General features: G+C 69.6%; 5 protein-coding genes and 1 pseudogene. 3 read left to right on the top strand and 3 right to left on the bottom strand.

Translation table 11 applies throughout. The features are described from left to right. Positions 1–158: 158 nt before the first annotated feature. Both AC07R7_RS08595 and AC07R7_RS08590 read right to left on the bottom strand, forming a co-directional pair. Positions 159–824, bottom strand: a complete 666-nt coding sequence (locus tag AC07R7_RS08595; protein ID WP_494634843.1) for a response regulator — start codon at positions 822–824, stop codon at positions 159–161. Beyond that, positions 821–2,980 (bottom strand): ATP-binding protein, encoded by a 2,160-nt coding sequence (locus tag AC07R7_RS08590; RefSeq protein ID WP_494634842.1) that lies wholly within the window; start codon positions 2,978–2,980, stop codon positions 821–823. The genes AC07R7_RS08595 and AC07R7_RS08590 overlap by 4 nt, the downstream gene beginning before the upstream one ends. Before the next feature lie 140 nt (positions 2,981–3,120). Here AC07R7_RS08590 and AC07R7_RS08585 point away from each other — a divergent pair. Next, positions 3,121–3,222: pseudogene (locus AC07R7_RS08585) on the top strand (hypothetical protein); the annotation flags it as partial. A gap of 16 nt (positions 3,223–3,238) precedes the next feature. Here AC07R7_RS08585 and AC07R7_RS08580 read toward each other — a convergent pair. Continuing rightward, on the bottom strand, positions 3,239–5,362 hold the full coding sequence (locus AC07R7_RS08580) for an alpha-glucuronidase family glycosyl hydrolase (protein WP_494634841.1): 2,124 nt from the start codon (positions 5,360–5,362) through the stop codon (positions 3,239–3,241). Between the two features lie 326 nt (positions 5,363–5,688). Between AC07R7_RS08580 and manD the strand changes: the two genes are divergently transcribed. Continuing rightward, complete coding sequence (manD, locus tag AC07R7_RS08575) at positions 5,689–6,900, top strand: D-mannonate dehydratase ManD (RefSeq protein WP_492885832.1); 1,212 nt, start codon at positions 5,689–5,691, stop codon at positions 6,898–6,900. A gap of 154 nt (positions 6,901–7,054) precedes the next feature. Continuing rightward, positions 7,055–7,804 (top strand): FadR/GntR family transcriptional regulator, encoded by a 750-nt coding sequence (locus tag AC07R7_RS08570; protein ID WP_494634840.1) that lies wholly within the window; start codon positions 7,055–7,057, stop codon positions 7,802–7,804. Positions 7,805–7,990 lie beyond the last annotated feature (186 nt).

Here is a 7,990-nt window from a genome sequence, read left to right as displayed (position 1 = left end):
ACCAGGGACCCAACGAGCTACACCCGCCAACATCAAGCCAAGGCTCAACGTACATCGCAATACACAGGGACCCAGGGGTGCGTGAACGTCGTGCCGGCCGCCCCTGGGTCCCGGACAGCGCCTGCGGCGCTTCCGGGATGACAAGGATTGGCGCCCCCCTAGACCAGCCCGCGCTTCTGCGCCTCCAGCGCCGCTTCGGCTCGGGAGCAGATGTTGAGCTTGCGGTAGATCGCCTTGACGTAGCCCGCCACGGTCAGCTCGGTGACGCCCATGACCTTGGCCGCCTCGCCCGAGCGCAGGCCCCGGCCGATCAGGCGCAGCACCTCGGTCTCGCGCGGGGTCAGGGCCGCCTCGGGCTCGACCGTCTGGATCAGAACCGGCCGGGCGCGGAAGTAGTCCAGCATCCGCCGCGCCACGGCCGGCGACAGCGGGGTCTCGCCGGCTTCGAGGCGGCGCAGATAGCGGACCAGCTCGTCGCGGCCCATGTCCTTGAGCAAATAGCCCCCCGCTCCCGCCGCGATGGCGTCGAACAGGTGGTGGTCGTCGGCGTAGATGGTCACCACCACCGACCGCGTCGCCCCGCCCGAGCGCTCGGCCAGATCGCGCAGGAAGTCGACGCCGCGCCCGTCCGGCAGGGCCAGGTCGACCAGGGCCAGGTCGGGCGCGCCGTCAGACAGGAACGAGCGCGCCTCGGCCAGGTCGGCCGCGCCGCGCGCCACCACGCCGGGGAAGGCTTCCGACAAGGCCGCCAGCAGGTGCTCGCGGGTCTCGGCCTGGTCTTCGAGGACGAGGGCCGTGCCGGGGGCGTTGGGAGCAAGGGTCATGCCGGGGCGCTCGCATCGACGGGCGTCGACAGCCGGACCACCGTACCCTTCGTGGTTTCAGGAAACGCCACCGTCCCGCCGATCTCGCCCAGCCGCCGCTCCAGGTTGGCCAGGCCGCTGCGGCGCCCCCCCGCTTCGCGCGGCAGGCCGACGCCGTCGTCGCTGAGGGTCAGCTCCAGCCGGCCGGCGTCTTCGTGAACCGTGACGGCCACGGTGGTCGCGCCGGCGTGGCGGATGGCGTTGGAGATCACCTCGCGCACGGCCGAGGTCAGGTTCTTGTAGACGCGATAGGGCGCGGTCACGCCCGGATCGGCCAGCTCGACCGGCGGCCAGTCCAGGGCGATGCCGGCCGCCTCCAGCCGCTCGGCGGTCTCATGGCGCAGGTCGGCCAGCGCCGCCTCCAGCGGCAGGTCCTGGCCCGACAGGCCCGAGACGATGGCCCGCAGGTCGCCGATCGCCCCGCGCACGGCCTCGCGTGTCTGGGACAGGTCCTGGCGGTGCAGGCCCGACAGCAGGCGGGCGCCGACGTCGTCGTGCAGGTCGCGGGCGATGCGCAGGCGTTCCTCGACCACGCCCCGGGCATAGGCGTCGCGGCCTTCCTCGATCTGGCTCAGGAGGCTCACCAGTTGGTCGGCCAGCTGGACCTGCGCCGTGCCGAACAGGCCCCGACCCCGGAACGGGAAGCGCAGGGTCAGCGCCGTGGTCCCGGCGGCGGCGGGAAGGCCCAGGGCCACGCCCTCCTCGAGGATCTCGGCCTTGGCTCTGGCGGCCTGGGCGGGAGCGATCTCCAGCGGCTCATAGACCTTGGACAGCAGCGCCCTCCACGCATCCGCCCGCGCCTCGGCCCCGTGGATCAGGGCCACCTGGGCCACGGCGGCGAACATCTCGTGATCCTTCAGGGTCTTGCGGCCGAGGGTCCGCCGCCACAGCACGTCGCGGAACGGCAGGTAGGCGAAGGCCACGATCAGCAGCGACACGCCCAGCGCCGCCTGCGGACTGGTCCCCAGGGCGGTGATCAGGACGCCATCCAGGGCCAGCAGGGCCGCGCCGGCGCTGAGGTAGAACAGGATCCGGAACGCCCACTGGTCCAGCTCGAACAGGCGATGGCGACGCAGGCCCACGGCCATGCCGACATAGATGATCACGAAGAAGCCTAGCGAGAAGCGCGGGTCCAGGAATGGCCGCATCCCCAGGGCGATCGGCACGGCGACATTGCCGATGAAGGCTCCGGCCCCAACGATCACCGACAGGCCCAGCCACCGGGTCGCGGCCATGGCGGCCGGGTCCTTGCGGCTGGCGAAGGCCTGCACGCCGATGGCCACCACGATCAGGGCCATCTCGATCGAGGTGATGCCCTGCCCCATGCTCTCGGTCGATGGATTGCCCGGCAGCAGCGGCGTCAGCGCCCAGGCCAGCACCCACAACGGCGCCAGCAGCATGACCGGCAGCCGCGTGACCCGCTTGGGATAGGCCAGGAAGAAGGCGATCATCGCCCCGCCATAGGCCACCGCCCCGATCATGTTCAGCCGCATGGCGATCGTCGCCAGCGTCCCGTCCATGACCAGCTCGACGCTGGAATTGACCGCCCAGCCGAAGGTGAAGGCCAGCATGGACAGGCCGGTCAGGGCGAACAGCTGGGTCGACAGCTCGCGCGGCCGCAGGGCCCAGACCCAGCCAACGATCAGGGCCGCGATCAGGCCGAACGACAGATTGGCCCAGAACTCCGCGCCCAGGGTCGACAGCGGCCGGACGCGGTTGTCCAGCGTCACGACGCGCTGGACGCCGTCGCTCCCGGCCAGGCGCAGGGCCAGCGGCCGGGCCGCCAGCTGCTCGGCGAAGACCGCTCGGCGGCGGCTCTGCTCGGCGGCGGCGACCTGGGTGTCGGGGGTGTCCAGCCCGCCGATCTCGGGCGCGCGCAGCACCGGCGCGGCGCGATCGGAGCCGACGCCGGCCAGCCGGTCGCCGACCTTGGCCCCGACGCGGTCCAGCGGCCCGCCGGGCGTGAGGCGGGTGATGACCAGGGCGCCGTCGGGCCTGGCCTGGAAGCCCGCGCCCAGCCACGGCGGGCTCATCGCCATCCAGACGCCGATCAGCGCCGTCGCCACGCACAGCAGGACGACGCCGAGCAGCAGGGTCGTGGGGGACGAGGCGCGCATCCGGTCTTACTGAAAACGATTGGGACGCAGACCTTGGGACAGGACTAGCGCGACCGCAACCATCACGGAACGCCGTTACGGGGACACCCCCAGTTCTGGGGGTTGCGCGCACCGGCCCCCAGTCGTGTGGCTCCAAAACTTGTCATCCCGGCCGCAGCGCAGCGGAGAGCCGGGACCCAGGGGCGGCCGCAATGCGCCGGCCCCTGGGTCCCGGACAAGCGCTAGGCGCTTTCCGGGATGACAAGAATTGTGAGGGCGCTACTGCCCGTTCCCGGGCGCCCACGGAAACTTCAGGCTCTCGTAGTACTCCAGGCTCCTCGCCGGCGCCTTCTCGCCCGGCGGCAGCGGACGCTTCGAGAAGCTTCCGAACCACGCCACCGAGGCGTCGCGCCACCACTGGGCCTCGTCGCGCTGGATCTTCAGGTAGTCGGCGACCTCCTTGTGGCGCTCGGCGTCGACATACGGCGTCAGGCCGGCCCAGGTCTTCTCCATGCCGTCGACATACGCGACGCCCCGGCCGTAGTGCTTGACCATGCCGTCCCACAGGGTGTCGCCGGACTTCAGGCGGTAGTCCCAGGGCAGGTGGTGGAACCACAGCAGGTCCTTCTCGTCGACGCATTTGAGGTCGGCGAAGCAGGCCCCCACGGCCGGCGCGTACTGGGCCGTGGCGTTGCTGCCCGAGGGGGTGCGGTCGAAGCCGATCCCGTCCGGGCCGGCCTTGGCGTAGTAGACGCTGGTCCAGTCGGCGCGCGGCCCGCCGCTGACCCAGGGACCGGGGCCGTAGTGGTGCCCCTCGCCCATCTGGTGGTGCAGACCGAGCGGGGTCATGTAGTCCACCGCCGCCTCGCGCGAGCCCATCATCATGTCGACGACCGGCTTCACCAGGCGCGGTTCGTCGCCGAAGGTCATCTTCGTCCAGTCGGTGGCGATGTCCTTGGCCGAAGCTTCCGGATCCCAGGCCAGACGCCCGAACGCGTACCAGTTGGCCTGGTCGAACTGCGAGCCGGACCAGTTGCGGTCGCTGCCGATATTGGCCACCCCGGCCATCACCGTCAGCTTGCGGTCGTCCAGCGTCCCGTCGACCACCTTGGCCACGGTCGAGCCCTTGCCGTGGGCCATGGTGTCCGCGCGCAGGGTCTCCTCGAACAGCGGGCCCAGGTAGACGAGGTGCGTCGAGAAGCCGAGATATTCCTTGGTGATCTGGAACTCCATGCCGAGGTTCGACTTCGGCATGGCCCCGAACAGCGGGTGGAACGGCTCGCGCGGCTGGAAGTCGATCGCGCCGTTCTTGACCTGAATGACGACGTTGTCGCGGAACTGGCCGTCGAAGGGCTTGAACTCCGAATAGCCCTGCTTGGCGCGGTCGTCGGGCTGCTCGTGCGAATAGACGAAGGCCCGCCAGATCACGACGCCGCCGTGCGGTCCGACCGCGTCGGCCAGCATGTTGGCCCCGTCGACATGGGTGCGGCCATAGTCCTGCGGGCCAGGCTGGCCTTCCGAATTGGCCTTCACGAGAAAGCCGCCGAAGTCGGGGATGGCCTTGTAGATCTCGTTGGCCTTGGCCTTCCAGAAAGCCGCGACGGCCGGGTCCAGCGGGTCGGCGGTCTTCAGGCCGCCCAACTCGACCGGCGCCGACCAGCGGGCCGACAGATAGACCTTGATGCCATAGGGCCGGAACGTGTCGGCCAGGGCGGCGGCCTTGGCGATATAGGCCGGGGTCAGGCTGTCGGCCTTGGCGTTGACGTTGTTCAGCACCGTGCCGTTGATCCCGATCGAGGCGTTGGCGCGGGCGTAGTCGACCATGCGCGGGTCGACGTGGCCTGGCAGCCGCCACCAGTCGAAGATCGACTGGCCGGAATAGCCGCGCTCGACGTGGCGATTGAGATTGTCCCAATGGTTCAGCATCCGCAGCTTGACCTTGGGGACCGAGGTGATGTCGAGGTTATCCACAGGCCGCCGGGTCTGGATCAGCTCCAGATAGCGGAAGACGCCGTAGAGGACGCCGACGTCCTTGTTGGCCGAGATCACCGTGGTCTTCCGGCCGTTCACCGCCTGGGTGCGGATCCGGTAGCCCTCGTCGCCGAGGCCCTTCGCGGGCTCGACGGTCAGCTGGATGACCCCGTCGCGGACGCCCGCGGCGGCGCTGGCGGGCTTGCCGACCAGGCCGGTCAGACCGCGCTCCAGCTCGGCGCGGGCGACCTTCAGGGTCGGGGTGTCGGGGGCCAGGGAACTTGGGGGCGCGATGGCGGCGGCGCGGGCGGCATAGGCCGGCCGGGCGCTGGCCTCGACGGGCCGATAGCGGAGCCAGAGGTCGTAGCCGTCCTCCGCCCGGGCGGTTGTCGCCACGAGCATGAGACCCAGCGCCAAGGCCAGAAGCCGCATCCGTTTCACTCCCACTTTCTCCCGATTTCCCCGGCGAAGGCCGGGGCCCAGATACGGCCGGAGCCTGAGCCATTCCTGGCGCCGCTCAGCCTTACGATCTGGGTCCCGGCCTTCGCCGGGAAGATCGGCTCATTTGAAACTTGAACCACGCCAAAAAGGTCGGGTCACCAAAGTCATAGTGGTCAGACCACTGGGTTGACAACCCTAATGGTACCGGTAAACCGATAGGCGGGGAGGAAGATGGACGCCGCGCGCCTGGTTTTGGGCGGGCCTCCGGTCTTTCGGTCCCGACAAACGATTGCAGACAAAGCGTCCCCAAGGCCACCATGCCCAAGATCATCGCCGCCAAGACCATCGTCACGTGCCCGGGGCGCAATTTCGTGACCCTGAAGATCGTGACCGACGAAGGTGTGTACGGCATCGGCGACGCGACCCTGAACGGCCGCGAACTGGCCGTCGAGGCCTATCTCTCCCAGCACGTCATCCCCTGCCTGATCGGTCGCGACGCCCACCAGATCGAGGACATCTGGCAGTACCTCTACAAGGGCGCCTACTGGCGTCGGGGACCTGTGACCATGGCCGCCATCGCCGCGGTCGACATGGCGCTGTGGGACATCAAGGGCAAGATCGCCGGCCTGCCCGTGTATCAACTCCTGGGCGGCGCCTGTCGCACGGGCGTGATGGTCTATGGCCACGCCAATGGCGAGACGATCGACGAGACCCTCGACAACGCCGCCCACTACGCGGCCCTGGGCTACAAGGCCATCCGCCTGCAGACCGGCGTGCCGGGCATGCCGGGGGCCTATGGCGTCTCCAAGGACCGCTTCTTCTACGAGCCGGCCGACAGCGACCTGCCCAAGGAGACCATCTGGTCGACCGAGCGCTATCTGCGCACCGCGCCGGACCTGTTCGCCGCGGCGCGCGAGCGGTTGGGCTGGGATCTGCACCTGCTGCACGACGTCCACCACCGCCTGACCCCGATCGAGGCCGCCCGCCTGGGCAAGGATCTGGAGCCCTACCGGCTGTTCTGGATGGAGGACGCCGTCCCGGCCGAGAACCAGTCCAGCTTCCGCATCATCCGCCAGCACACCACCACGCCGCTGGCCGTCGGCGAGATCTTCAACTCGGTCTGGGACTGCAAGCAGCTGATCGAGGAGCAGCTGATCGACTACATCCGCGCCACGGTGGTCCATGCCGGCGGCATCACGCACCTGAAGAAGCTGGCCAGCTTCGCCGACCTGCACCACGTGCGCACCGGCTGCCACGGGGCCACCGACCTGTCGCCGGTCTGCATGGGCGCGGCCCTGCACTTCGACCTGTCGATCCCCAACTTCGGCGTCCAGGAATATATGCGCCACACGCCCGAGACGGACGCGGTGTTCCCCCACGCCTACAGCTTCAGCGACGGCATGTTGCACCCCGGCGAGGCGCCCGGCCTGGGCGTCGACATCGACGAGGATCTGGCGGCCAAATACCCCTACCAGCGCGCCTATCTGCCGGTCGCCCGCCGCCTTGACGGCTCGATGCACGACTGGTGAGACCTTGGTCAGGCCTCGGGCGCGGAAAAACCTGACCTCCCGGCGGAGAGAGGCGAAAAAACAGAACAATTCGCGCCGGTCCCCGTGGTAGGGAATTGGGGTCCCGACAACGCCCTACTTGGGCATACGCGTCCTTCCGAGCCTCCGCCCCGACATGTCAGACAACGTCAAGCTCTACCGCAGGATCGCCGACTCCGTGGCCGACGCCATCGAGGCCGGACAGTACAAGCTGGGCGACCGCCTGCCGACCGAGCGGGAGCTGGCCGAGCAGTTCGGGGTCTCGCGCCCGACCCTGCGCGAGGCGATGATCGCCCTTGAGATGCTGGGCATGATCGAGGCCCGCCACGGCCTGGGCATCTATGTCACCGGCAATGTCCGCCCCCAGGCCCCCTCGGCCGAGATCGACTTCGAGATCGGCGCCTTCGAGCTGATCGAGGCCCGCCGCCTGTTCGAGGGCGAGGCCGCCGCCCTGGCCGCCACCTCGATCACCGACGAACAGATCGGCGAGTTGGAAGGCCTGCTGGAGCGCATGCGCGTCGAGGAAGAGATCCGGGGCGAGGACGCCGACCGCGACTTCCACCTGACCATCGCCCGCGCCACCGGCAACGGCGCGATCATCGCCACGATCGAGAACCTGTGGGACTGGCGCAACCGCTCGTCCCTGGCCCGCAACATCCTGACGCGCGCGCGCGGCATGGGGCTGGAGCCCCGGATCGTCGAGCACCGCCGGGTGGTCGACGCCCTGAAGGCGCGCGATCCGGCGGCGGCCCGCCAGGCGATGCGCGACCACCTGGAACGGGTGATCGACCACCTGCTGCACGCGACCGAGACCGAAGCCGTGCAGAAGGCCCAGCAGGAGACCAAGGCCCGGCGCAGCGCCATCGCCAAGCGGGTGGCGATCTAGGAGCCTTCTCGATCCTCCCCCTTTTGGGGGAGGTGGATCGCCGCGGATACGCGGCGAGACGGAGGGGGACCGCTCAGGCCAATGGCGCCGCGGCTAACCCCTTCCACCGCCGTTCGGCGGTCCCCCTCCCCCAAGAGGGGGAGGAGAGACGAACCCCATGACGCGCTCGCCGCTCCGTGGCACAGC

The organism is Caulobacter sp. GW821-FHT05F04 (assembly GCF_059419665.1).
Note: the sequence above shows the minus strand (reverse complement) of the source record. Positions and strands in the feature narration are given on the sequence as shown.